Origin of the sequence: Streptomyces calvus (assembly GCF_006782915.1) — a bacterium.
GTDB lineage: Bacteria > Actinomycetota > Actinomycetes > Streptomycetales > Streptomycetaceae > Streptomyces > Streptomyces calvus.
Genome location: NZ_VCNP01000005.1, coordinates 43,572 through 66,429 on the forward strand (window position 1 = coordinate 43,572; position 22,858 = coordinate 66,429).

Genomic DNA, 22,858 nt, shown 5'->3' on the forward strand with positions numbered 1-22,858 from the left:
CGGTGTGCGGGACGTGCGGCGGAGCGGTGCGGAGTGCTCGCGGGCGCGGGCGGTGTGGCCGGGACCAGAGCAGCGTCGAGATCTCTGCCATGGATTGAACAGGCATCAGTACGTGTTTTGCGTTGCTCCGTTCGCTTCTTGCGGCTCCGGCATTGAAGTTTCCGGCTCTCGCCTCACTTGTCAATGGCGTGCACACAACGCCCGTGAAGGCGGCCGGGTCTCCCGTGCGGCGCCGGGACGTCAACCGAGGGCCCCTCAGAAGAAACGGTCAACCGCCCGCGGCCGTACCATGGCTGGCCACCAGGGGAACCACGAGGAAGAAAGGGGCACCGCCATGTCCGAGAACTCGACCGCGGCCACGGACCTCACGTCGCAGTACACCGCTCAGGTCGCAGGCGACCTGGAGCGCAACGTCAAGGAGCAGGAGCGGATCACCGCGGAGATCGCGGCGCTGCGGGAGCAGTTGACCGTGCTTCAGCACGACCACGCCATTCTGGTGAGCATGCAGCAGGCGCTGGGCCTCACCGCGGCGCCCGCCGAACCGGCGGCGCCGTCCGAACCGGCTGCGGCGTCCCGACCGGCGGCGGCACAGGAGTCGGAGGCGGCGGAGCCGGCGGCAACGACCGGGTCCGAGGCTCCGGCGGGCGGTGCGACCGTCCCGGCACCGCGCCGGAGGCGCGGCGCCAAGTCCGGCGCGGACAAGCCGAAGCGGGGCAGGACGACGGGCCCGCGCACCGCGTCGGGCAAGTCCGCGGCCAAGCCGTCAGCGGTCAAGTCGCCGACGGCGAAGGCGCCTTCGGCGAAGTCGGCCGGGACCAAGGCGTCCGCGGTGAAGACGAAGAAGCAGACGAAGCAGCAGACTCAGGCGGAGGCGGAAGCGCCCACGTCGCGGGTCGTCAAGGCGGACGGGCCGACGTCCCGTGCGGCCAAGGCGGCCAAGCCGGCCAAGGCCGAGGGCCCCAAGCTGGTGGAACTCGTGCGCGGGCACCTCGCCGAGCACCGCGAACCCCGCTCCGCCGCGGAGGTCGCCACCGCCCTCGGCCAGGCGCACCCCGACCGCACCATCAGGACCACGGTGGTGCGCAGCACCCTGGAGGGCCTGGTCGCCCGCAACCAGGCCCAGCGCACCAAGCAGGGCACGTCGGTCTTCTACACCGCGCCCGACGCCGCCCCGAGGACCGCGGACGGTGAGGCCGGCGCGGCGTCCTGACGCCGGCCCATCAGCTCACCGTTCCGTGTGACGCACCCCCACCGGGTCGAAGGCGATCCGGGTGCGGGTGCCCGTGTCCGCCCAGGTGACCTCGACGGTCGCACCGTCCACCAGTACCTCCGCCACCGCTTCCGACAGGGGCGCGGCGCCGGGCTCCGCGGTGAGGGACGCCAGCGCGACGTGCACGGAGGTGCCGCCGCAGCCGCCGGTGAGGCGCGGCAGCCGGGCCCACGGGGTCCAGGCGGTGCCCTGGGGGGCGCGGACCAGCTCCGGACAGGCGTCGTCCCAGCCGTGCAGGCCGTACAGGGCGGAGGTCAGGGACTCCTCGGGGCCGGTGGCCCAGCCGGTGAGACCGAGCCGGGCGCCCGCCGGTGCTCCGACGACCCGGTGCGCCCGCAGCTCGTACCGTCCGTGGACCACCGTCACGCTCTCCCCCCGCAGGCCCGGCACCATCGGCGGGCCGCCGGTGAAGACGGGCCGGTGCCAGGAGGCCGCCCAGCCCCAGCCGTCGCCGTGCCCGGCGCCCAGCGGGTGCACCCGGCGGCGCACACTGCGCCGGCCGCCGGTGTGCACCGACAGGTGGTTGTCGGCGGTGTTGCCCGGTGCGGTGGGACCGGTGCGCGTGGAGTAGGCCTGGCGTCCGTAGTGCGGGTCGTCCTCGGCCGCCGTCTCGCCCTCGTGCGGGCGCACATGGTCGCTGCCGTGGTTGTGGAGCCGTACGATCCCGTCGGCGCGGGTGGCCTGGAGGAGCAGTCCCGGTGCGGGCAGCGCCAGCACCCGGTCGGCCTCCTCCACCGGGGCCGGCTCCTCGCGGTCGGTCCACAGGGCGTGGCCGGGTGGGGCGAGCAGGGCGACGAACGCCTTGGACGCCCAGTACGGCGACGCCGGGCCCGAGTAGCTCTGCAGGCTCGCCTCGTGCGGGCCGTACCAGCCCAGGGACAGCAGTCCGTCGGCGGTGAGCGCGCCCCGGTCCAGGAAGTGGCGCAGCCCGCCGCTGGCGATGCGGCGGGGGGGGGCGGGGGGGGGGGGGGGGGGGGCGGGGGGGGGGGGCCGCGGGGGGGGCGGGGGCGGCCGTGGCGGCGAAGCGGTAGGTCAGCGACCGGCCGAAGTGCAGCGGCGCGCCGTCCGCGCCGAACATCAGCGAGAACCCTTCGAGGTGGGCGCGCAGCCGGGCGCCGTGGTGCGCCAGTGCCTCGCCGTCGCCCGCGAGATGGGCGTCGAGCACGGGGTACAGGTGCAGCGCCCAGCCGTTGTAGTGGTCGAAGGCGCGCCCGTCGCCGTCGGCGTACCAGCCCTCGCCCCGGTACCAGCCCTCCAGCAGTTCCAGCGCCCGCTGCCGGGCCGCCGCCGTCTCGGCGTCGCCGCGGCCGACGGACTCCAGGAACCCGGCGACCGTGTACGGGAAGAGGTACCAGTTGTTGGGTGCCGGAGTGTGGCGCAGCGCGCCCCGCAGCCACTCCTCCGCGCGGTCCTGCACGCCGGCGTCGAGGTGCTTCCACAGCCAGGGCGCGGTCAGCCGCAGCCCGAGCGCCACGGACGCCGACTCGACCATGGGCTGGCCCTGCACGTCGTGGTCGAGGATCAGCGGCCAGGACTCGGTGTCGTCGCGGCCGGGGGTGCGGGTGCCGGCGGCGAGTCCGCTCGCGTACCGCTCCAGGTGGCCGTGCGGGTCGTCGCCGCCCGCGCCCGCGACCCGGAAGGCGGCGGCGAGGAACGTGCGGGCGTACCCTTCGAGGCCGTCGGAGCGCACTCCCGAACGGGAGGGCCGGCCCGGCAGGTCCAGCAGGGCGCAGCCGGGGGTGCTCCAGCGCCGGGTGGCCGTCAGGAGTCCGTCGGCCACGGCCTCCCAGTGGGCCCGGGTGTAACCGGTGGACGGGCTCAGGTCGTGGTCGTCGGCGGGCAGTTCGAACGGGATGCTCATGCCAGGAAGGCCAGCCTTTCGCGTCGTACGGGGTGGAGGAAGCCCTCGCCGGAGACCCAGCGCGCGGTCTCGGCGACGGCGAGGTCGGCCAGCCGGCGCCATTCGTTGCCCTGGGAGCCGGCGAGGTGCGGGGTGAGCAGGACGTTGTCGCAGCTCCACAACGGGTGTGCGGGCGGCAGGACTTCGGGGTCGGTCACGTCGAGCACGGCGCGGATGCGTCCGGCCAGCGCGGCGTCGGTGAGCGCGTCCTGGTTGACGACCGCGCCGCGCGCGGTGTTGATGAGGACGGCGTCGGGGCGCATCGAGTCGATGAGTGCGCGGCCGACCAGTCCGCGGGTGCCGGGCAGCAGCGGGGTGTGGACGCTCACGGTGTCGCTGCGCCGGAACAGCTCGGGCAACTGCACGCGTTTTACGCCGAGTTCCTTCGCCCCGGCGTCGTCGACGTACGGGTCGTACAGCAGGACGTCCACGTCGTGCGGGCGGAGCAGGTCGATGACCCGGCGGCCGATGAGCGACGCCGACAGGATGCCGACGGTGCGGCGGTGGTTGCCGACCGAGCGGGGCGTGCGCAGCCAGTCGGGGCGGACGCGGGAGGCGCGGTAGTCGCGTGCGGACTCCAGTGCCCGCTTCCCGGTGAGCAGGATCATGGCGAGGGTGTATTCGGCGACGGGCAGGGCGTTGGCCGCGGCGGCGGAGGAGACCTCGATGCCGCGGTCCCAGCAGGCGTCGGTGACATGGCCGCGTACGCTGCCCGCGGTGTGCACGACGGCCCGCAGTCGCGGTGCCGACCGCAGCACGTCCGCGTCCAGGGGCGGGCAGCCCCAGCCGGTGACCAGCAGGTCGACGCCGGCGAGCACGGTGCGGGCGCGGGCCGTGGTCAGGTCGTCCAGCACCGGCAGGGGTGCGAGGTCGCACAGGGCGGCGAGGGCGGCGAGCGACTCGTCGTCGAGGACGGCCGAGGCGACGTCCGGGGACATCGCCAGTGCGGCGCGGGGGCGGGGGCCGGGCGTGAGCTCGGTCATGGTGGTGGGGGAACTCCTTGTGCGAGCGGGGTCACTTCACGGCGCCGGCGGTCAGACCGCTGCGCCAGAAGCGCTGGAGCAGGGCGAAGGCGAGGATGAGGGGCAGCACGGCCAGCAGTGACCCCATGATCACCACCGGGTAGTACTCCGGCGAGACCGACGCGGAGCTGTTCCACGTGTACAGGCCGAGGCTGACGGGATACAGGTCCTGGTCGGACAGCATCACCATGGGCAGGAAGAAGTTGTTCCAGATGGCGGTGAGCTGGAACAGGAAGACGGTGACCAGGCCGGGCCCGAGCATCCGCAGCGCCACCCGGGCGTACATGGTCAGCTCTCCCGCGCCGTCGATGCGGGCGGCCTCCAGCACCTCGTCGGGCACGTAGCCCTGGCTGAAGATGCGGCCGAGGTAGACGCCGAAGGGGTTGAACAGGACGGGGACGAACACCGCCCAGAAGGTGTTGACGATCCCGGCCTCGGAGGCCATCAGGTACAGCGGCAGGGCGAGGACGGTCTGCGGCACCATGACGGCGGCGAGGACCAGGCCGAACAGCTTCTCCTTGTGCCGGAAGCGGTACTTGTCGAAGGCGTAGCCGCAGGCGACGCTCACCAGGGAGCCGACGGCGGCGCCGAGCACGGCGTACAGCAGGCTGTTGACGTACCAGCGTCCGTACTGGCCGCCCTCCATGGCGAACAGGTCGCCGAGGTTGGTGAGGAAGGAGAAGTCGCTCAGGGACAGCAGGGCGCTGCCGAACAGCGCGTCCCGGTTCTTGGCGGCGGCGAGCAGCAGCCACAGCACGGGCAGCAGGGTGTAGAGGACGGACAGGCCGACGACGGCGTTGACGGTGGCGCGGCCCAGCGTCCGGGGGCGCGGCAGGGTGCTGTCGGTGGCGCTCATCGGGTCTCCTCGGCGGCGGCGTTGCGGCTGGTGAAGCGGGTGACGCCGTAGGACAGGGCGATGGTGAACAGCAGCAGGACGACCGAGGCGGCCGCGGCCAGGCTGTAGTTGTTGCGGGTGAAGGCCGCGTCGTAGATGTACATGCTGGGCGAGAACCGCGAGTTGATCATCGGGGAGGACTGGCTCAGCAGCATCGGCTCGGTGAACAGTTGCAGCGCCCAGATCAGGGTGAACATCGCGACCATCACGATCGAGGCCCGCACCAGCGGGGTCTTGACCCGCAGGGCGGTGCGCACGGGGCCGGCGCCGTCGACGACGGCGGCCTCGATCACCTCGCGGGGCACGGCCTGGAGCGCGGCGTAGAAGACCACCATGTTGTAGCCGAGGTTGCTCCACAGGGCGATGTTCACGATGGACGGCAGGACGGTGTGCACGCCCAGGAAGTCGATGGTGATGTCGGCGCGGGCGAACAGGTCGATGACGGGGCTGATGCCGGGCGTGTAGAGGTACAGCCAGATCAGGGCGGCGATGATGCCGGGCACCGCGTGCGGCAGGAACAGCCCGAGCTGGGCCCAGGCGCGCAGCCGGACGACTCCGGAGTCCAGCAGCAGGGCGAGCACGAGGGCGCCGGTGACCATGAGGGGGATGTAGATCAGGCAGTACAGGGCGACGGTGCCGAGGCCGCCGAGGAACGTCGGGTCGGTGAGTACGGCGGCGTAGCTGCGCAGGCCGACGAAGACGGTGCGTTCGGGGCCGAAGCCGAGGCCGGGCTGGTCGTCGCTGAAGAAGCTGAGGTACGTGGCGGTGCCGACGGGGATGAGGAAGACGGCGGTCAGCAGGAGGAAGAACGGTGTCATCAGCACGCCGCAGGCGGCCAGCCGGCGGCGTCGGGCGGTCCTGCGGGCCCGGTCGGCGGGGGCGGCGGTGTGCGGTGCGGGGGCCCGCACGGGCTGCTCGGTGGTGGTGGTCATGAGGGTGTCACCTGCCTTTCGGGCGGCTCAGGTGCTGTGCCGGCTGGTCGACAGGCCGAGGGCCTTCAGGTCGGGCATGGTGCCGTCCTCGGCGGCGCGCACGGAGTCGATGAGGGTGCCGCGGCCGGCGCCGGCCCGGGCGAAGGAGTCCTGCATGACCTTGCCGGTGGCGGTCATCCGCGGACCCCACACCCAGCCGTCGCGGATCTTCTCCGCCTCCTGCCGGAAGAGGGCGTAGATGTCCTGGCCGCCGTAGTACGACCGGTCGAAGGCGTCCCGGCCCACGGCGACGAGGTCGGAGGCGGCCGGGTACTGGCTGCTGGTGCCGCTGGAGAGGCGGGCGCGCAGGGCGTCGGGGTGGGAGACCTGCCAGGCGATGAACTCCATGGCGGCCTCGGGGTGGCGGCTGTCCTTGGTGACGGCGAACGTGGAGCCGCCGTGGGTGCCGACGGCGGGGCGGGCCGGGTCCCACTGGGGCAGCGGGGCGATGCGCCACTGGTTGCGCTGGCCGGGGCGGGCGTTCATCTGGGCGCCCGCGTCCCAGGCGCCGCTGAGCCGGGTGAGGACCAGGCCGTTGCCGATCTGGGCGTCGGACTGCCGGCTCTCGACGGCGTTGACGAAGATGTCGTCGCGGTCGATGAGGTCCTGCCAGTAGCCGGCCACGCGCCGGGTCGGGGCGTCGGCGAGGGAGACGTTCCAGGCGCCGTCGTGGATGTCGAACCACTGGGCGCCGGCCTGCCAGGAGTAGGCGGCGAACTGGGTGGCGCCGTCGGTGGGGAACAGCACCAGCCGCCGGTCGCGGGCCTTGCGGCGCACGGCGGCGGCGAGGTCGGCGAACTCCTCCCAGGTGCGCGGCACGTCGAGCCGGTACCTCTCGAAGAGGTCGGTGCGGTAGTGCATGACCATGGGCTCGACGTCGAGCGGGACGCTGTAGGTGCGTCCCTGGAAGGTGGTCAGGTCGAAGGCCTGCGGCAGCAGTTTCCGGCGCAGCGAGGCGTCGACGAGGTCGGTGATGTCGAGGGCGACGCCGTCGATGGCGAAGCCCGGCACCTGCGGGTACTCGATCGTGGCGACGTCGGGCGCGTTGCCGGCCCGGGCGGCGTTGCTGAGCTTGGCGTAGCCGCCCTGGCCTCCGGAGGGGATCTGCTGGAAGTCGACCTGGATGCGGTCGTGGGTGCGGTTGAAGGCGTCGACCACTTCCTGGCTGCCGCGCAGGGCGGACCAGAAGGTGATGCGTGTTGCCTTGCCCGCGCGTGTCGTGCCGCGCGACGGTGTGTCCGCGCCTTCGCTGCAGGCGCCGAGGGCTCCTGTCAGCGGCACGGCGGCCATCGCGGCGAGCACGGATCGACGGGGGTGTCGACCGGGCATGGTGCCTCCCGCGGCTCCTGCGTGTCCGGGGACACGGCTGTTCGGGACACGGGAATACTCGACGCCCGATCGGCAAACGGTCAATAGACCGATCAGAAGAAAATGAAACGTTCAAACGCTCATTCGGTGTCCCGGGTCCCGCCGAGCCGTGCGCGGGTCGACCCGCGCACGCTCAGCGCCGGCAACAGTTCGACCCGCCGCACCGGCCCCTGACCGTGCCGCGGTGCGCCGAGCCGCCGCAGCAGCAGCTCCGCGGCGGCCCGGCCCACGTCCGCCTTGGGCGGGGCGACGGCCGTCAGCGGTGTCGTCCCGAGCCCGGCCACCACGTCGTCGTAGGCCACGACCGAGCAGTCCTCGGGCACCCGCACACCGCTCTCCGTCAGCTGCTGGACCAGCATGAGCGCGTCCACGTCGCCGTGCAGCACCGCCGCCGTGGCCCCCACCTTGCCCAGCAGGACGGACAGCTCCGCCGTCTCCTGGTCCGTGTACGGCCCGTCCTGGCCGGACTCCGGGGCGCTCAGCGTCCACGCCCACTCCTCCACCAGCGGATGCGCGTCGGCGATCCGGGCGAAGGCGGAGCGCAGGGTGCGCGCGGTGGGGCTGTCGTCGCGGGTGGCGAACACGATCCGCCGGTGGCCCAGCTCCACCAGGTGCTCCACGGCGAGGTGGGCGCCGTATCCGTGGTCGGAGCAGACCGAGTCCATCGCGTGCAGGGCGCTGCCCGGCGAGGGCCGCCGCTCCATCAGCACCGCGGGCACGTCCAGCGCGGCGAGCCAGGCGTAGTCGGCCTCCTCTTCGGCCCGGGTGCGCCAGCGCGGGGCCAGCAGCAGGCCCTCGGCGCCGTCCGCGAGGGCCCGCTCGGCCAGTGGCCGCTCGGCGCCCGCCACCTGCGGCGCGATGTGCAGGGCGATGCGCTTGCCGGCGGCTTCCAGCACCTCGCGGGCCCCGTGCAGGGACTCGTACAGATACGAGTGGCGCTCCGGGACGACGACGGCGACCGTGTCCCCCTCCGGCGCGGGCCGGGCCGGCACGTCCTGTGCGGCGAGGGCGGAGCGCACCACGCCGTGGCCGCGCCGCAGCCGGCCCTCGCGGGCAAGGTCCTCCACGTCCCGCCGCACCGTCACCACCGACACCTCGAGTTCGGCGGCGAGGTCACTCACCCGCGCCGAACCGCGCGCCGCGACGGCGGCCAGGATCCGCTGCCTCCTGAGTTCGACCGGCTCCCGCATGAGCCCCTCCCCGCGCCTGATGTTCGTTTGAGCGATACGAGCATCATAACGATCGTTCGAGTGCCGGGAGCGGCAGCCGTCAGGGGAGCGGAGCAGCATCCGGAGAAGGGCCCGTGACGCGACTGCGGCTGGTGGACCCGTGACGCGACTGCGGCTGGTGGAAGGGGGCCGCGCGGACGGCCGGGAGCCGTGCGCGCGGGCGTCGCCGGGCGGCCGGGAAGGGTCAGATGCGGTGGACCGAAGGGTCCCGGCGCTGGATGCGCATCCCGGGGCGGCGGCGGTGGACGGTGAGGTACGTCATGCCGTCGGGCCCCGCGGCCAGGCTCCGCGCGGAACCGTGCGGGAGCCAGGTCAGCACGCCCGTGGGCAGCGGATGGGTGCCGTCGTCGGCGGTGAGGGTGCCGGTGCCCGAGAGGACGAGCAGCAGGACGTCGAGGTCGGGCTCGCGGTGGGTGTCGACCCGGTGCCCGGCCGGGAGGTGCACGACGTTGGCGTCGAGTTGCCGGCCGGACTCGGCGAGCCGCCACAGGGCGCCCGCGGACAGGTCCTCGGGCGCGGCCGACGCGCTCGTGTCGTACAGGATGCGGGGCAGTGGGGCACCGTCGTCGCGCGTGTCGCCGTCCTCCGACGTCATCCGGTGTCACCGCCCGCTGGAATGGGACGCGCCGCGTCCGCCGTGGCCCTGCGCAAGGGAACCTAGCACGCGGGTCCGGGCAGTCCTTCCAGCCAGTCCGTCAGGATGCGGTTGGTCTCGGCGGGGCGCTCCTGCTGGAGCCAGTGGCCGCAGCCGTCGAGGATGTGCAGGCCGCCGAGGGCGGGGAGCGTGACGGGGAAGGCGTCGATGGCGTCGGCCATCCAGGTGGTGGACGCGTCGAGGGCGCCGCCGACGAACAGCGACGGCTGGGTGACGGGCGCCCCTTCGTGGCCGGAGAGGTCCTCCCAGTCGCGGTCCATGTTCCGGTAACGGGCCAGCGCCCCGGTCAGGCCGGTGCGCTCGAACTCCCCGGCGTAGACGTCGAGATCGGCCTCGCTCAGCCAGCCGGGCAGCCGGTGGGCGGGGAAGCGGTCGCGGAGGGTGCCGCCCGGGGTGACGAAATGGGGGTCGGGTGCGTCGGCCGCCGGTTCGGTGTCGCCCGACAGCGCCGTGTAGAACCCGGCGAGCCAGCCGCGTACGTCGGGCTCGATCTCGGCCTCGGCGCGGCCCGGCTCCTGGAAGTAGGAGACGTAGAACTCCTCGTCGCCGCCCATCGACGCGAAGACCGTGCTCGGCCTCGGACCGCCGGGCGGGGCGTACGGCACGCTGAGCATGCCCACCGCGCGGAAGACGTCGGGCCGGAGCAGGGCCGAGGTGGCGGCGACGTTCGAACCCCAGTCGTGGCCGACGACGACGGCGGTCCGTTCGCCGAGGGCGTGCACCACCGCGACGTTGTCCGCCACCAGTTCCGTCATGCGGTAGGCGTCCGTGGCGGCCGGCCGGGAGGAACGGCCGTAGCCGCGCACGTCGACGGCCACCGCGCGGTAACCGGCCGCGGCGAGGACGGGCAGTTGGTGGCGCCAGGAGTACCAGGACTCCGGGAAGCCGTGGACGAGCAGCACCAGCGGCCCGCTGCCCTGCTCCACCACGTGGAGCCGGCCCGCGGGCGGGGGGACGAGCCGGTGCGTGGGTGCGCTCACCGGGTGCTGTGACATGGGGACCTCCATGGGCGTGCGGGTCGGGCGGTGGTGCGGTGGCTCGGTAGTGCGGATGCTCGGCGGCTCGGTGGTGCGGGTTTCGTGGCACGGCGGGCCACGGGCCGCTGGTCGCCGGGGCTAGATGTGCTGTCCGGACAGGTTGGTGACGCGGCTGGCGGGTGTCTGGCCGTCGATGCCGGTGTGGGGTCGGTGGTAGTTGTACCAGTCCAGCCAGTCGGGAAACGTGGCCTGGCGTTCGCGGTCTGAGGTGTAGGGCCGCTGGTAGGCCCACTCCTCGAGCAGGGTGCGGTGGAAGCGTTCGACTTTGCCGTTGGTCTGCGGCCGCCAGGGCCTCGTCCAGCGGGGGCTGATGCCCAGCTCGTGGCAGGTCTGGCGCCAGGTGTTCTTGGTGTAGGCCCAGGCGTTGTCGGTCAGCACGCGCTCGACGGTGACGCCTTGCTGGGCGAACCAGGCAGTTGCCCGTCGCAGGAAGGCTGCGCAGGTGGCGGCCTTCTCATCGGGCAGGTCCTCGGTGTAGGCGAGGCGGGTGTGGTCGTCCAGGGCGGTGTGCAGGTAGGCGTATCCGGTGCCGTTGCGGCGGTCCTGGTTGGCCCGGCCGGCTGCCCGGCCGAGGACCTTGTGGCCGCCGCCGTCGGGGATGCGGCCGAGCTTCTTGACGTCGATGTGGACCAGTTCGCCGGGCCGGGCACGCTCGTAGCGGCGGACGGGTTCGCCGGTGGCCCGGTCGCAGGCGGCGAGCGCGGGCAGGCCGTGCCGGACGAGGACGCGGTGGGCGGTGGAAGCGGCGATGCCGCAACGGGCGGCCAGCCGCACCGGACCGATCCGGTGTTCGCGTCGCAGCCGCACCACCTGCTGTTCGACCGGGGCGGGCGTCTGGCGCGGGCTGTGGTGGGGGCGGCTGGAGCGGTCGAGCATCCCGGCCGGGCCCAGTTGCCGGTAGCGGCCCGCCCAGCGTGCGGCGGTGGTGTGGCTGACCTGGAAGCGTTCCGCGGCCCGCCGCAGCGGCCAGCCTTCGTCCACGACACACCGGGCCAGGCGAAGCCGTCCGGTCGGAGTCAGCGGGGCGTTACGGTGGGACACGAGGGCCTCCTGCGGTCGGGCGTAGATGTCGCAATCCACACCGAACCCAGAAGGCCCTCACCTGTTCAAGCACCCAGCACGCGTGTCACCAACGTCCCGGGACAGCACAGCTAGACCGAGGAGCGAGAGCCGTGGGTCGTAAGCCGAGGGCCATGGGCCGTGGGCCGTGGGCCGTGGGCCGTGGGCCGAGCATGGTCGGGGCGGCCGGGGCGGGACGAGGGTTGTTGCCGGTTCGGCAAACGCGGGGCTCCCTCGGAGCGGGGAGCGGGAGTGGGATGCGCCCGGCGGCCCGCGCCGGGCGGGACGTGTGCGCGCCCGACGGCGGGCAGCCCGCGCAGACCTCCGGCGAGTCGGACCGGTGTCCGCCGCACGGGACAGGCCCTGCTCACCGGCGGGCCGGCCGGTGCGCTCAGCGGCCGTGCGGCGCGACGTCGTCCGCCGCCCAGCCGAGCGGGAGCGGTTCCGGGTCGCGGGCGGAGGGCTCGCCGCCTGCCTCGTTGAACGCGGTGAGCGCCTTGACCAGCGCGGCCCGCTGACGCGGCGCCAGCCGCTCGACGATCGCGGCGATCTCGGCGCGGCGCCGCGCGGTGACGTACTCGACCGTGCGCCGGCCCTCGTCGGTGAGCCGCAGCAGGGTCTCGCGGCGGTTGGCCGGATTGGTCTGCCGGTCGGCGAGCCCGGCCGCGATCAGACGGTCCACCATGCGCATCGCCGTGGACGGCGCGACCTGCAGCAGCTCGGCGAGGGCGACCAGCTTGGTGGCGCCGCGCGTGGAGAGCATCACCAGCATCCGGAACTGAGGCAGCGTCACCCGGTCCTCGACCGCCGCCAGGGACCGCGCGGAGACCGCCACCAGCAGCCGCGAGGCGGTCAGCACCGCACGGGTGACCGCCTCGACATCGTCCACGGCCCCGGCGGGACCCTCCTGTTCCGGCATGTTTCCTTTGTACCTCGCGGTGTGCGCCGCTCACGCACCCGGTGGCGCGTCCGTGCCGTCGTGGTGCCGGTGGTAGCGCAGCAGCAGCATCGCGGCGTCGTCGCCGGGCGGCCCTCCGGTGTGCTGGACCAGGTCCTCGCGCAGCGCCTCCAGGGCGCGGTGGGCATCGGGTTCCTTCAGCAGGTGGGTGCGCTCGCCCAGCGGGTAGAAACGGCCGTCCCGGTCGCGCGCCTCGGTGACCCCGTCGGTGTGGAGCAGCAGTTGCTCACCCGGTGCGAACGGCACCCGGAACGGTTCCGGGCCGTCGGCCCCGTGCGCGGACAGGCCCAGCGGCAGCGCGTACGACGGCGGCTCGGGGAAGTCCGCCGTGCCGTCACGGCGGACGAGCATCGGAGGCGGATGGCCGTAGTTGAGGAGGACCACCTCCTGGTCGTCGCGGATCTCGGCGAGGATCGCGGTGACGAAGCGTTCGCCCTCCAGCTCCCGCGACACGCTGCGTTCGACGCGCCGGCCGAGTCCGAGCAGGTCCGGCTCGTCGTGGGCGGCCTCCCGGAAGGCGCCGAGCACCACTGCGGCCGTCTCCACCGCGTCCAGCCCCTTGCCCTGCACATCGCCCACGATGACCCGGACACCGTGCGGCGAGGCCACCACCTCGTACAGGTCTCCGCCGATACGGGCCTCGGCGACGGCGGAGGTGTAGGACACCGCGGCCTGCACGGGCCCGGCCGTCAGCGGCACCGGCCGCAGCAGCACCCGCTGCGCGACCTCCGCGATCGACCGCACGCCGGCCAGCTCCGCCTCCCGGCGCGACCGGGCCACGGCGGCGGCGATGCCGACACCGGTCACTCCGGCCACCGACGCCATCGCGGTGTAGCCGCGGGGTTTCACGAACAGCCCGTTGTACAGGCCCAGGCCGACGCAGAGCAGCAGCGCCAGTACGCCGATGACCGCCGTGCGGCGCCAGCCGCCGACCAGTCCGGCGAAGGCGGGGCCGAGCGACACGAGCGGCAGCAGACCGATCATCGGGCCCGCCATGACGTCGACGACCGCGATCACCGCCATCACCGCGATCGGCGTCCACGCCAGGACCCGCTGGCCCGGTGGCGATGTCTTGTGGGTCATGGTCTGCTCCAGCGGTGTCCGGGGGCACTCGAGAGCCGCCCTCGTCCTCCGCGGACGCCCCTCCCCCACTTTTAGCCTATGCAAAGGTCGGCCGGGCGCCGCACCCTCCGCAATGGACCTTTATCCAATCGAGTCCGGCATCCCGTCGGGTCCGGCCCGTCGGGTCGGCGTACGGAACCCGGCCCCCTGTTCTACGGTTTTTGCGCTGTGCAATGATCCTGGCGGGACCCCGGTGCGAGCGGCCCGAGAGGCCGTCGGCGGGTTCCCGGGCACGAGAGGAAATGAACGGACGTGAGCGCGCAGGGACCGGACGACGGCAGGACCCCGGAGGATCGGGACGGCACGCCGTCCCTGCCCGAGGACGTCTGGCAGCGATTCCTCACCGACAACGAGCACGCGATCCGGGCCACCGCCCCCAGGGAGCCCTCCGCGCGGCAGCGCACGCGCGGCGCATCGCCCCGGCCGCCGCGTGCCGGCGCCGCCGCGTCGCGGTGGGACACCGGCAGCGAGTCGGTCGGTGACCTGTGGCGGCCGGACGATCCGTGGGAGGGCCCGGCCTGGCGGGACCTGAACGGCCGCGCCAAGCTGCGCCGGGCCGGACGGGTGGTCGGCACGGCCACCGCGATCGCTCTGGCCCTGGGCGCGTGGTCCCAGCTGGCCACCGGTGCGGGCGCACCGGCGAAAGGGCCCGGCGAGGCGGTCCTGCAGCAGTCGGAGGACGCGCCCGCGGACCTTCCCACCGCGACGTCCCTGCCGCCCGGTTTCTCCTCGCCCTCCCCGTCCGACCCCGCGGTGCAGGCGGGCTGACGCACCCCGGCCGCCACGCGGGTGACCGGGATGCGCCGGTGGCCGGTGCGCTCAGCCGCCCAGGGCGGCGAGTACCACGGCCTTGGCCTCCTCCTGCACCCGGCGCAGGTGGTCGGGCCCCTGGAAGGACTCGGCGTAGATCTTGTAGACGTCCTCGGTGCCGGAGGGGCGGGCCGCGAACCAGGCGCTCTCGGTGGTCACCTTGATGCCGCCGATGGACGCGCCGTTGCCCGGCGCCTCGGTGAGCACCGCGGTGACCGGCTCACCGGCGAGGGTGTCCGCGGCGACCTGGGCGGGCGAGAGCTTGGCGAGGCGGGCCTTCTCCTCGCGCGTCGCGGGCGCGTCGATCCGTTCGTAGGCGGGTTCGCCGAAGCGGGCGGTGAGCTCCGCGTAGTGCTCGGAGGGCGTCCTGCCGGTGACCGCCGTGATCTCGGAGGCGAGCAGCGCCAGGATGATGCCGTCCTTGTCGGTGGTCCACACCGAGCCGTCCCGGCGCAGGAACGAGGCCCCGGCCGACTCCTCGCCGCCGAAGCCGAGGGTGCCGTCGACCAGTCCGTCCACGAACCACTTGAACCCGACCGGCACCTCGACCAGTTCGCGCTTCAGGTCGGCGGCGACCCGGTCGATCATCGCGGAGGACACCAGTGTCTTGCCGACCCCGGCCGCCGACGGCCACTGCTCGCGGTGCGCGTAGAGGTAGCCGATCGCCGTGGCGAGGTAGTGGTTGGGGTTCATCAGCCCGGCGTCCGGGGTGACGATGCCGTGCCGGTCGGCGTCGGCGTCGTTGCCGGTGGCGATGTCGAACCGGTCCCGCTGCCCGATCAGCGACGCCATGGCGTACGGCGACGAGCAGTCCATGCGGATCTTCCCGTCCCAGTCCAGCGTCATGAACCGCCAGGTGGGGTCGGTGAGCGGGTTGACCACCGTCAGGTCGAGGCCGTGCTGCTCCGCGATGCGGCCCCAGTAGGCGACGGACGCCCCGCCCAGCGGGTCGGCGCCGATGCGGACACCGGCCGCCCGGACCGCGTCCAGGTCCAGCACGCTCGGCAGGTCGGCGACGTACGCGCCGAGGAAGTCGTGACGGCCGGTGCCGGGAGCGGCGAGCGCGCGGGCGTACGGGATGCGCCGGACGTCCTTGAGTCCGCCGCGGACGATGTCGTTGGCCCGGTCCTGGATCCAGCCCGTCGCGTCCGAGCCCGCGGGGCCGCCGCTCGGCGGGTTGTACTTGAAGCCGCCGTCGCCGGGCGGGTTGTGCGAGGGGGTGACGACGACGCCGTCCGCGAGGCCCTTGGTGCGGCCCCGGTTGTGGGTGAGGATCGCGTGCGAGACGGCCGGGGTCGGCGTGTAGCCGTCGGCGCTGTCGATGAGCACGGTGATCCCGTTGGCCGCGAACACCTCCAGCGCGGTGACACGGGCCGGCTCGGACAGGGCGTGGGTGTCGGCGCCGAGGAAGAGCGGGCCGTCGGTGCCCTGCCGGGCGCGGTACTCGCAGATGGCCTGGCTGGTCGCGGCGATGTGGTCCTCGTTGAACGCGGCCGCCGCCGACGAGCCGCGGTGTCCGGACGTTCCGAACGTGACGCGCTGCGCCGGGTCGTCCGGATCGGGGTGCAGGGTGTAGTACGCCGTGACCAGCCGAGCGACGTCGACGAGATCCTCGGGGCCGGCCGGGCCGCCCGCTCGCTCGTGCTGCATGTGCCCACTCCTTGGCAGGGTCGGTTCTTCGCTTGCGGACACATCTTTCCTCGTCGGGGCGGCGCCGCGCGAGTGCGCCCCGGCCCGCGCGGCCGCCCCGGCGTCAGATCCGGCCGCCGGTCATCCGGGTGAGCGGACCGTGGGTGTGGCGTTCGGCGCGGCGGCCCACCGCGTAGGACGCGGCGGTCAGCGCGGTCAGGCCGGCCGCCGCGCCCGCGGCGACGAGCTTGCGGTGCGCGATGACCGTCCAGGCCGTCCGGGCGGTGCCGGCGACCTGTTCCGAGGCGGCGACCACCGCGCGGCGGCCCGCCTCGACGCCCTTGGCCGCGCTGCGCACGGCACCGTTGGCGACCGTGGTGACGCGCTCGGCGCCGGACGCGGCGGCTGACGTCGCGTCATCGGCCGTGGCGACGGCGGTTCCGGCCGCCCGCCCGGCGGTTGCGGACGCCTTGCCGCCTGCCTGCCGGGCCTTGGACGCGGCGGAACGGGTGGTCGTGGTCTTCCGGTTCGGGCTCTTTCCGTTCGGGCTCTTGTTCTGTTCGCTCATGGACACCGACTTGCCGCTGACTCGAGCGGCAAACGCGTCCGTGGCGCGTCGAGTCGCGGTACGGGCGGCGCCGGGATCCGTTCCAGCACTCCGCCCGCGAACACGTCGTACAGCGGCAGCGTCTCCAGGTGGACGTATCCGATGTGGCAGTCGCACGTGGCCAGGGGACACGGACGCGGGCGCAGGGCCTGCCGGTAGGTGCCGTCGTAGAGGTTGCCGAGTTCGGTGCGGACGAAGTGGCAGCGGCGCACCGTGCCCTCGCCGTCGACCGAGATCACGGACTCCCCGGTGCGGCAGGGCAGGCCGGCGCTGGCGTGCGGCCGGCGGCTGTAGGGGAAGAGCGGGTCGAGGTCGGTCCACACGCCGGCCTCGGCGTCGTCGTAGGTGTGTCCTTCGGCGGCGTTGACCCACAGGTACACCCGGTCCGGCAGGTCGGCGCGGAGCCGGCGGGCCGCGTCGAGGTGCTCGGGCAGTCCGACGATGCCGACGCTGAACCGGGCGCCCAGGCGGTCCAGTTCGCGGCACTTGGCGAGGAAGCGGTCGTACGGTGTCTGGCCCGGGTGGTAGGTGCACCACAGGGCGAGGGTGTCGAGGTCGGCGTCGCCGATCCAGTCGGTGCGGCAGCTCAGGTTGGTCTGGATGGCGACGCGGCGGATGTGCGGCTGGTGGGACAGGTGCGTCAGGGCGCGCCGGTACCAGGAGCGGACCAGGCCCTCGCCCCACGGGGTGAACAGCAGGGAGAGCCGGTCGGTGGTCTGCGCGGTGGCCCAGTCGGTGAACCGCTCCAGGCGGGCGCGGTCCGCGCGCAGTTGCTCGCGGCTGTCGCGGCGCTTGGCGAACGGGCAGTACGGGCAGTCGTAGTCGCAGGAGGCCAGCGGGCCGCGGTAGAGGAGGGTCAGGTCCATCGGGCGGGGCTCACTTCCGCTCGTAGGCGGCCATGGCGGCCCGTACGGCCGGGGAGAACAGTTCCGGGCCGATGGCGTCGGAGTGCGCGAGGCCCTCGGGTGTCAGGCGCAGGACCGTGCTGTCCGTGCCGTCGCCGGCCAGCCAGCCGCGTGCGGCGAAACGCGAGAGTTCGGCCCCGAAGTCGTCCGCCGGGGTGCGGCCGTCGAACCGGGCGCGGTAGTCGTCGGTCCGCAGCCCCTCGGCCTGGAGCAGCGACTGCAGCAGGTGCCGGCGGCGGGCCTCGTCGGCGTCGATGCGGCGTCCGTACTCGGCGTGCGCGAAGTCGGCGGCCGGGCGGGAGACGTAGTCGTCGATGATGCCGCGGATCTCGTGCATGCCGACGGCGTAGTCGAAGGAGTAGTGCAGTGCGGCCGTGTACGAGCGGGCGCCGCAGCCGAGTCCGATCATGCCGTCGGTCTGGCAGGCGTAGTCGTCCGCGCCCTGCGGCGGGGCGTCCGTGCGGCGGAACATGCGCATGGACTGCTGCTCGTAGCCGTGGGCGAGGAGGTGGTCGCGGCCCAGGCGGTACAGGCGCAGCCGCTGGGCGTCCCAGGCCGGGTCCGTCCCGCCGGCGCGGCGGCCGAGGCCGGTGAGGGGGCGTATGTAGAGGGGGTAGAGGTAGAGCTCCTCGGGGTGCCAGGCGAGCGCCGCGTCCAGGGAGCGCAGCCAGGACCGCTCGGTCTGGCCGTCGATGCCGTAGATCAGGTCGATGTTGAGGACGGGGATACCGGCGTCGCGGACGCGGGCGAGGGCCGCCTCGACGTCGGCGCGGCGCTGGGGCCGTACGGCGGCGCGGGCCTCGGTGTCGTCGAAGCTCTGCACGCCCAGGCTGAGGCGGGTGGTGCCGCGCGCGGCCAGGACCCCAAGCCGGTCGGCGGTGGCCGTGGCGGGCGAGGCCTCCACCGACAGCGGGACCGCGCGCAGGTCGGCTCCCATGCGGTGCTCGGCGATGTCGCACAGCCGCTCCAGTTCGGCGGCGGTGAGGAAGGTGGGGGTGCCGCCGCCGAAGGCCGCGGTCGCGAACCGTACCGGTTCCCGCTCCCCCAGCGCCTCCCGCACCGCGCTCGCCTGCCGTTCCAGGGCGTCCAGATAGGCGCCGGTCAGGCCGTCGGGGGCGCCGATGCGGGTGAACAGGTTGCAGAAGCCGCAGCGGACCTCGCAGAACGGGATGTGCAGGTAGAGGGAGAGGGCGTCCTTGGGCTCGGCGTCCCACAGGGCGTCCAGGCGGGGGCGGTCGGGCAGTTTCCGGTAGGCGGTCTTGTGCGGGTAGGCGTAGACGTAGCTCTGGTACGGGCTCGCCGGGCCGGAGGTGTCGGTGCCGGGCACGGGACGTGTGGCGGTGGTCATCGGGCGGCCTCGGCGGGGGTGCGGTCCAGGACGAAGTGGGCGTAGGGGACGGTCCACACGGACTCGTGTCCGATGCGGTGGCCGGTGTAGCCGTCGTCCCCGTACGCGGTGCCGTGGTCGGAGCAGACGACGGCGAAGCAGCGTCGTCTGCTGCTCGCGGCGGCGAAGAGCCGGTCGATGTGCCGGTCGACGTACTCCAGGGCGGCGGCGTGCGTGGCGCGGGTGTCGCCGTCCTCGCGGGTCGCGCCGGGCCGGTGGAACCAGTTGGGCTGGTGCAGTGCCGCCACGTTGACGAAGAGGAACAGGCGCTGCTCGTGCGGAAGTTCGCGGACGATCCGTTCCGCGCGGGCGACCTGGGACTCGAAGGAGGTCGGTGAGGTGACGCCGAACTCCGGTTCCCAGTGGGACTCCTGGAAGAGGCCGGGCAGGACCGAGCCGAGCGGTCCCCGCTTGTTGAAGAAGCCTACGCCGCCGACGCAGACCGTGCGGTAGCCCTCCTTCGCCAGACCGGACACCAGGTCGGGGGTGTCGTGGACGAAGGTGCGTGCGGCCGTGGTCTCGCTGCCGGCGAAGCGGGCCGCGAACAGGCGCGGGTGCGGGCCCGGTTCGGCGGGCGTCGGCAGGAAACCGGCGAAGATCGCCTGGTGGGAGGCGTAGGTGAAGCTGCCCGGGGCGTGCCGCTTCTCCCAGCGGCCGCCGGGCAGACGGCGGGCCAGGTGGGGGGTGCGTCCGGTGGCGGCGAGTTCGGCGGCGACGTCGTAGCGCAGGGTGTCGAGGGTGACGAGCAGGATGTCGTGGCTGCCGACGATCTCGTTCATGTCCGGTTGGTCCGGTGCGGCGGTTCCGTGCGGGGCGTGCGGGGCGTGCTCCCCGGGCGTCGGTTCAGGCGCTGACATGGGTGGTTCCCGTTCTGTGCTGGTGGTGCCGGTGGTGCTCTGCGCACGGGGGGTGCTGTGCGTGGTGCTCCTCGTCGGCGTGGCGTCCGCGGCACCACTGGCCGGTGGAGGGAGCGGATGCGGTGCCCGGGCGGGCGTGGCGCAGGGCCGCCGTGACCTGGGCCGCGTAGGTGTCGAGGCCCTCCGCCCCGCTGCCCGGCAGTCCGGTGAGGCGGGGCAGCAGGTCACCGAAGGCATTGACCTCGCCGACCGCGAACCGGCGCCAGCCGACGGCCGGCAGCAGGTCGACGCCCACGCACAGGGTGCGCGGGAAGCAGGCCGCCGCACGCTCGCACACGGCGAGGACGTCCGTCCAGCGTCCGCCGGCCGCCTCGACGGCGTCGCGCACCGCGTCGAGATCGCCGCGCCGACCGCCGAGGTGGAGGTTGGTCAGCGGGGAGGCGCTGGTGCGCACCACCGCGTGGGTGGCGCGGCCGGCCACGACCACGACCCGCAGGTCGGCGGCGCGGCCGGCCTGGGACGCCTTCGGCAGCCAGCGCTCCAGGTGCAGGCCGTCCGGGGCGAGCGCGTCGACGACGGCGGCGATGTCCTGCTCCCGTTCGTAGCGGCGCACCTTCAGTGAGTTGAACAGGCTGCCGTCCGCGGCGAGTTCGACGGAGGTGGTGGCCCTGATGCGGCCGCGTCCCGAGGACTCGACGGCGAGCACTCCGGAGGCCGAGGAGCCGTGCGCGAGTTTCACGAAGAGCCTCGGCATGCGGTGCTCGCGCATGGCGGCGCGCACGTCGTCCCAGCCGGACACCGGGACGGCGTCCGGGCCGGAGGTGGGTGACCAGGGCACGGGTACGTCCGCCGCGGCGAGCGCGGCGTGGCAGAGCCGTTTGTCGAACAGGACGGCCAGTTCGCCGGGGTCGTCCAGCCGTACGCCGCCGCGCAGTCCGCGTACCGCGCGGACGAACCGCCGGTACCAGCGGGCCGATCCCTCCACCCGGGTGGGGTCCGGCATGTCCCGCAGGAGACGGTCGACGTCGGTGTTCTCACCGGGTGAGTCGAGGCGGACGATCTCGTCGGGGGCGAACTCGGCGCCGCCGGAGCGCAGTACGTGCTCCCACGGCACGATGCGCGGCGCGGGCAGCCCGGCCGCGCGGACGGCGTCGGCGAAGAGCGCCGCCCTGCGGTTCTCCGGGTTGGCCACGACGGCGAAGCGCGCGGGCGGGCCGGCCGGCACCGGGTCACTCGCCGATCGCGACATAGCGCTCCCCCGGTCCGTACGCGCGGCGCCGGACGGGTGTGAGGCCGAGGTCCGGGATGTGCGGTCCCAGCTCCTCGGCCACCCGCCGGGTCATGGCCTCGCTCATGAAGTGGTGCCCGAGGTCCAGGGCCCGCAGATGGGTCAGCGGCTGCCCGGACAGGAGGGCGGTCGCGCCCTCGTCGCCGAGCGTGCCCATGCTCAGGTCGAGGGAGTCCAGGCCCGCGACGAGGGGCGCCGACGCCACCTCGGCGGCGATCTCGTCCTGGATGTCGCTGTTGCAGAGGCCCAGGTGGCGCAGCCCGGGGCCGTGGCCCGGCGCGGTCAGCAGGGCCCGGACGTCCTCGGCGGTGCACTCGCCGCCGTACCAGCTGGTGCCGAGCCACAGCTCCAGATGGTGCAGGGCGGGCAGTTCGCAGGCGGCCAGGGCGCGCACCGGATCGCGCGGCAGGCCGCCGGACTCGACGCGCAGCCTGCGCAGCGACGCGTGCCGCAGCGGCTCGACCACCAGCCCGTCGGCGCCGCGCAGGCCGAGGTCGTACAGGCCGGGCCAGGCGCGCAGCACCCGGCTGACGTCGCCCTGTCCGATCCAGGAGATCTCCGCTTCCTCCGACTCGACGTCCGCGAGGAACAGGGCCCGCAGCCGGGGGAACCGGTGTGCCTCGGCGGTGAGCAGGTCGAGGCAGCCGGTGATGCCGTGCTCGTCCCACTCCTGCCACCAGGCGCCGACGACCAGGGCCACGACCTCCTGCGTGCACACCCGGTCCAGGAACGCGGTCCACCGCTCCTCGAACGGGATCTCCCAGTCGGCCGACAGCCGCCAGGCGACGGAGGCCGGGGCGGGCAGGTCCGGGCCGGGGCCCTGCCGTTCCTCCGGGCCGTCGAAGCGGTGCACGGGCAGGCCGTGGAACTGCTTCAGGTGGGAGGGGCGGTAGCTCACTGCGGGCTCACTCCCCCACGGAGACGTAACGGTGGACGGTGCCGTCGTCGTCCTCGTCCCAGTCGGCATCGTCCTGGTCGAGGTCCACCTCGACGCCGGCCGGTTCGAGCGTCTCGCGTATGCGCTGCCGGAGCGGCTCGCTCAGGTAGTTGTGGTGCAGGTCCAGCTTCTTCAGGTGGGTCAGCGGCTGGCCGCCGAGGAGGGCGGTGGCGCCTTCGTCGCCGAGGGTGCCCATCGACAGGTCGAGCACCTCCAGCCGGGCGACCACGGGTGCGGCCGCGACGGCGGCGGCGACCTCGTCCTGGATCTCGCTGTTGCGCAGGGCCAGATGGCGCAGCCGGGGCAGCCGCGCGCCGGACAGGATCGGCTCCAGGTCGGCGGGCTCGCTGTCGGCGCCGTACCAGGAGGTGCCGAGCCACAGGTCGAGGTGTTCCAGCGCGGGCAGCTCGCTGGCTCCGACACCGCGGACGACGTCCGCCGGCATGCCTCCGGTCTCCACGACCAGCTTGCGCAGTGCGTCGTGGCGCACCGCGGGGAACTCCAGGTCCTGGCCGCCGCGCACGCCGAACTCCTCCAGCTGCGGGAAGCCGGCCAGGAGCGGGGTGACGTCGGTCTGGTGGATCCAGGAGATCTCGCACTCCTCGAACACGATGTCCCCGAGGAACACCGCTCGCAGTGCGGGCAGCCGGTCGCGCGCATCCAGCAGCGCCTCGATGATGCCGGCGGGGCCGCAGTCGAAGGCGTCGTCCCAGATCCCGACGACCAGGGCACGCACCCGCGTGGTGTCGACCTCGGAGCAGAAGCGGGCGAAGACCTGCGTCCATCCCTCCCCGTCGCCGTACGTGCGGGCGGCGATGCTCCAGGCCACGGCGTCGGCCTCGGGCAGCTCCGTCGTGTCCCCGCGCCCGGGGAAGGTGAAGACGGGGAGGCCGTACAGCTCCTCGAGGTGGCTACCGATGGTCATCCGGGTGGCTCCTGACGTGCGACGGGT

Annotated in this window: 20 protein-coding genes and 1 pseudogene; 2 read left to right on the forward strand and 19 right to left on the reverse strand. The window is 73.8% G+C overall.

All coding sequences use genetic code 11. The features are described from left to right. The first annotated feature begins 334 nt into the window (after positions 1 to 334). Complete coding sequence (locus FGW31_RS01660; RefSeq protein WP_142191474.1) at positions 335 to 1,210, forward strand: hypothetical protein; 876 nt, start codon at positions 335 to 337, stop codon at positions 1,208 to 1,210. A gap of 15 nt (positions 1,211 to 1,225) precedes the next feature. Here the strand turns inward: FGW31_RS01660 and FGW31_RS01665 are convergent. The 11 genes and pseudogenes from FGW31_RS01665 to FGW31_RS01715 all read right to left on the reverse strand — a co-directional run bounded on the left by FGW31_RS01665 (position 1,226) and on the right by FGW31_RS01715 (position 13,447). Continuing rightward, positions 1,226 to 3,131 (reverse strand): annotated as a pseudogene (locus tag FGW31_RS01665) (DUF2264 domain-containing protein). Then, positions 3,128 to 4,153 (reverse strand): hydroxyacid dehydrogenase, encoded by a 1,026-nt coding sequence (locus tag FGW31_RS01670; protein WP_142191475.1) that lies wholly within the window; start codon positions 4,151 to 4,153, stop codon positions 3,128 to 3,130. Before FGW31_RS01670 ends, FGW31_RS01665 begins: the two are co-directional and overlap by 4 nt. 31 nt (positions 4,154 to 4,184) lie before the next feature. Beyond that, positions 4,185 to 5,048, reverse strand: a complete 864-nt coding sequence (locus FGW31_RS01675; protein WP_142191476.1) for a carbohydrate ABC transporter permease — start codon at positions 5,046 to 5,048, stop codon at positions 4,185 to 4,187. Then, positions 5,045 to 6,019, reverse strand: coding sequence for a carbohydrate ABC transporter permease (locus FGW31_RS01680; protein ID WP_142191477.1), 975 nt, complete (start codon positions 6,017 to 6,019; stop codon positions 5,045 to 5,047). The genes FGW31_RS01675 and FGW31_RS01680 overlap by 4 nt, the downstream gene beginning before the upstream one ends. 27 nt (positions 6,020 to 6,046) lie before the next feature. Beyond that, positions 6,047 to 7,387 carry an ABC transporter substrate-binding protein gene (locus tag FGW31_RS01685; RefSeq protein ID WP_142191478.1) on the reverse strand — a complete coding sequence of 447 codons (1,341 nt, stop codon included), beginning with the start codon at positions 7,385 to 7,387 and terminating at the stop codon, positions 6,047 to 6,049. A gap of 119 nt (positions 7,388 to 7,506) precedes the next feature. Next, positions 7,507 to 8,616: a substrate-binding domain-containing protein gene (locus FGW31_RS01690; RefSeq protein WP_142191479.1), complete on the reverse strand. Its 1,110-nt coding sequence runs from the start codon at positions 8,614 to 8,616 to the stop codon at positions 7,507 to 7,509. A 223-nt stretch (positions 8,617 to 8,839) separates the two neighbouring features. After that, positions 8,840 to 9,250: an AraC family ligand binding domain-containing protein gene (locus tag FGW31_RS01695; RefSeq protein WP_142191480.1), complete on the reverse strand. Its 411-nt coding sequence runs from the start codon at positions 9,248 to 9,250 to the stop codon at positions 8,840 to 8,842. 62 nt (positions 9,251 to 9,312) lie between these two features. Next, positions 9,313 to 10,305: an alpha/beta fold hydrolase gene (locus tag FGW31_RS01700; RefSeq protein ID WP_142191481.1), complete on the reverse strand. Its 993-nt coding sequence runs from the start codon at positions 10,303 to 10,305 to the stop codon at positions 9,313 to 9,315. Positions 10,306 to 10,425: 120 nt separating this feature from the next. Continuing rightward, positions 10,426 to 11,388, reverse strand: a complete 963-nt coding sequence (locus tag FGW31_RS01705; RefSeq protein WP_142191482.1) for an IS481 family transposase — start codon at positions 11,386 to 11,388, stop codon at positions 10,426 to 10,428. A gap of 409 nt (positions 11,389 to 11,797) precedes the next feature. Continuing rightward, complete coding sequence (locus tag FGW31_RS01710) at positions 11,798 to 12,325, reverse strand: MarR family winged helix-turn-helix transcriptional regulator (RefSeq protein ID WP_142191483.1); 528 nt, start codon at positions 12,323 to 12,325, stop codon at positions 11,798 to 11,800. Between the two features lie 30 nt (positions 12,326 to 12,355). Further along, on the reverse strand, positions 12,356 to 13,447 hold the full coding sequence (locus FGW31_RS01715; protein ID WP_142191484.1) for a PP2C family protein-serine/threonine phosphatase: 1,092 nt from the start codon (positions 13,445 to 13,447) through the stop codon (positions 12,356 to 12,358). 291 nt (positions 13,448 to 13,738) lie between these two features. On the opposite strand from FGW31_RS01715, the gene FGW31_RS01720 reads away from it, so the two are divergent. Then, positions 13,739 to 14,254 (forward strand): hypothetical protein, encoded by a 516-nt coding sequence (locus FGW31_RS01720; protein WP_142191485.1) that lies wholly within the window; start codon positions 13,739 to 13,741, stop codon positions 14,252 to 14,254. Between the two features lie 51 nt (positions 14,255 to 14,305). Here FGW31_RS01720 and pgm read toward each other — a convergent pair whose 3' ends face one another. From pgm to FGW31_RS01760, 8 genes are all read right to left on the reverse strand, one after another. Continuing rightward, complete coding sequence (gene pgm / locus FGW31_RS01725) at positions 14,306 to 15,946, reverse strand: phosphoglucomutase (alpha-D-glucose-1,6-bisphosphate-dependent) (RefSeq protein ID WP_142191486.1); 1,641 nt, start codon at positions 15,944 to 15,946, stop codon at positions 14,306 to 14,308. Between the two features lie 103 nt (positions 15,947 to 16,049). Then, positions 16,050 to 16,493 (reverse strand): hypothetical protein, encoded by a 444-nt coding sequence (locus FGW31_RS01730; protein WP_142191487.1) that lies wholly within the window; start codon positions 16,491 to 16,493, stop codon positions 16,050 to 16,052. After that, positions 16,490 to 17,398, reverse strand: a complete 909-nt coding sequence (locus FGW31_RS01735) for an STM4011 family radical SAM protein (RefSeq protein ID WP_142191488.1) — start codon at positions 17,396 to 17,398, stop codon at positions 16,490 to 16,492. Before FGW31_RS01735 ends, FGW31_RS01730 begins: the two co-directional genes overlap by 4 nt. Before the next feature lie 10 nt (positions 17,399 to 17,408). Then, on the reverse strand, positions 17,409 to 18,785 hold the full coding sequence (locus FGW31_RS01740; protein WP_142191489.1) for an STM4012 family radical SAM protein: 1,377 nt from the start codon (positions 18,783 to 18,785) through the stop codon (positions 17,409 to 17,411). Further along, positions 18,782 to 19,603 (reverse strand): STM4013/SEN3800 family hydrolase, encoded by an 822-nt coding sequence (locus FGW31_RS01745; protein ID WP_142191490.1) that lies wholly within the window; start codon positions 19,601 to 19,603, stop codon positions 18,782 to 18,784. Before FGW31_RS01745 ends, FGW31_RS01740 begins: the two co-directional genes overlap by 4 nt. A gap of 64 nt (positions 19,604 to 19,667) precedes the next feature. Continuing rightward, positions 19,668 to 20,930 carry an STM4014 family protein gene (locus FGW31_RS01750; protein WP_142191491.1) on the reverse strand — a complete coding sequence of 421 codons (1,263 nt, stop codon included), beginning with the start codon at positions 20,928 to 20,930 and terminating at the stop codon, positions 19,668 to 19,670. Next, a complete protein-coding gene (locus tag FGW31_RS01755; protein WP_142191492.1) occupies positions 20,911 to 21,867 on the reverse strand; it encodes an STM4015 family protein in 957 nt (318 codons plus the stop codon). Before FGW31_RS01755 ends, FGW31_RS01750 begins: the two co-directional genes overlap by 20 nt. Positions 21,868 to 21,874: 7 nt before the next feature. Further along, positions 21,875 to 22,831 carry an STM4015 family protein gene (locus FGW31_RS01760; protein ID WP_142191493.1) on the reverse strand — a complete coding sequence of 319 codons (957 nt, stop codon included), beginning with the start codon at positions 22,829 to 22,831 and terminating at the stop codon, positions 21,875 to 21,877. Positions 22,832 to 22,858 lie beyond the last annotated feature (27 nt).

Excerpts from the sequence above, each read along its gene's own strand:
- FGW31_RS01680 (WP_142191477.1), bottom strand. The coding sequence starts at position 6,019 with ATGACCACCACCACCGAGCAGCCCGTGCGGGCCCCCGCACCGCACACC.
- FGW31_RS01675 (WP_142191476.1), bottom strand. The coding sequence starts at position 5,048 with ATGAGCGCCACCGACAGCACCCTGCCGCGCCCCCGGACGCTGGGCCGC.
- FGW31_RS01740 (WP_142191489.1), bottom strand. The coding sequence starts at position 18,785 with ATGACCACCGCCACACGTCCCGTGCCCGGCACCGACACCTCCGGCCCG.
- FGW31_RS01730 (WP_142191487.1), bottom strand. The coding sequence starts at position 16,493 with ATGAGCGAACAGAACAAGAGCCCGAACGGAAAGAGCCCGAACCGGAAG.
- FGW31_RS01660 (WP_142191474.1), top strand. The coding sequence starts at position 335 with ATGTCCGAGAACTCGACCGCGGCCACGGACCTCACGTCGCAGTACACC.
- FGW31_RS01690 (WP_142191479.1), bottom strand. The coding sequence starts at position 8,616 with ATGCGGGAGCCGGTCGAACTCAGGAGGCAGCGGATCCTGGCCGCCGTC.
- FGW31_RS01670 (WP_142191475.1), bottom strand. The coding sequence starts at position 4,153 with ATGACCGAGCTCACGCCCGGCCCCCGCCCCCGCGCCGCACTGGCGATG.
- FGW31_RS01735 (WP_142191488.1), bottom strand. The coding sequence starts at position 17,398 with ATGGACCTGACCCTCCTCTACCGCGGCCCGCTGGCCTCCTGCGACTAC.
- FGW31_RS01715 (WP_142191484.1), bottom strand. The coding sequence starts at position 13,447 with ATGACCCACAAGACATCGCCACCGGGCCAGCGGGTCCTGGCGTGGACG.
- FGW31_RS01695 (WP_142191480.1), bottom strand. The coding sequence starts at position 9,250 with ATGACGTCGGAGGACGGCGACACGCGCGACGACGGTGCCCCACTGCCC.
- FGW31_RS01750 (WP_142191491.1), bottom strand. The coding sequence starts at position 20,930 with ATGTCGCGATCGGCGAGTGACCCGGTGCCGGCCGGCCCGCCCGCGCGC.
- FGW31_RS01745 (WP_142191490.1), bottom strand. The coding sequence starts at position 19,603 with ATGAACGAGATCGTCGGCAGCCACGACATCCTGCTCGTCACCCTCGAC.
- FGW31_RS01760 (WP_142191493.1), bottom strand. The coding sequence starts at position 22,831 with ATGACCATCGGTAGCCACCTCGAGGAGCTGTACGGCCTCCCCGTCTTC.
- FGW31_RS01685 (WP_142191478.1), bottom strand. The coding sequence starts at position 7,387 with ATGCCCGGTCGACACCCCCGTCGATCCGTGCTCGCCGCGATGGCCGCC.
- pgm (WP_142191486.1), bottom strand. The coding sequence starts at position 15,946 with ATGCAGCACGAGCGAGCGGGCGGCCCGGCCGGCCCCGAGGATCTCGTC.
- FGW31_RS01710 (WP_142191483.1), bottom strand. The coding sequence starts at position 12,325 with ATGCCGGAACAGGAGGGTCCCGCCGGGGCCGTGGACGATGTCGAGGCG.
- FGW31_RS01700 (WP_142191481.1), bottom strand. The coding sequence starts at position 10,305 with ATGTCACAGCACCCGGTGAGCGCACCCACGCACCGGCTCGTCCCCCCG.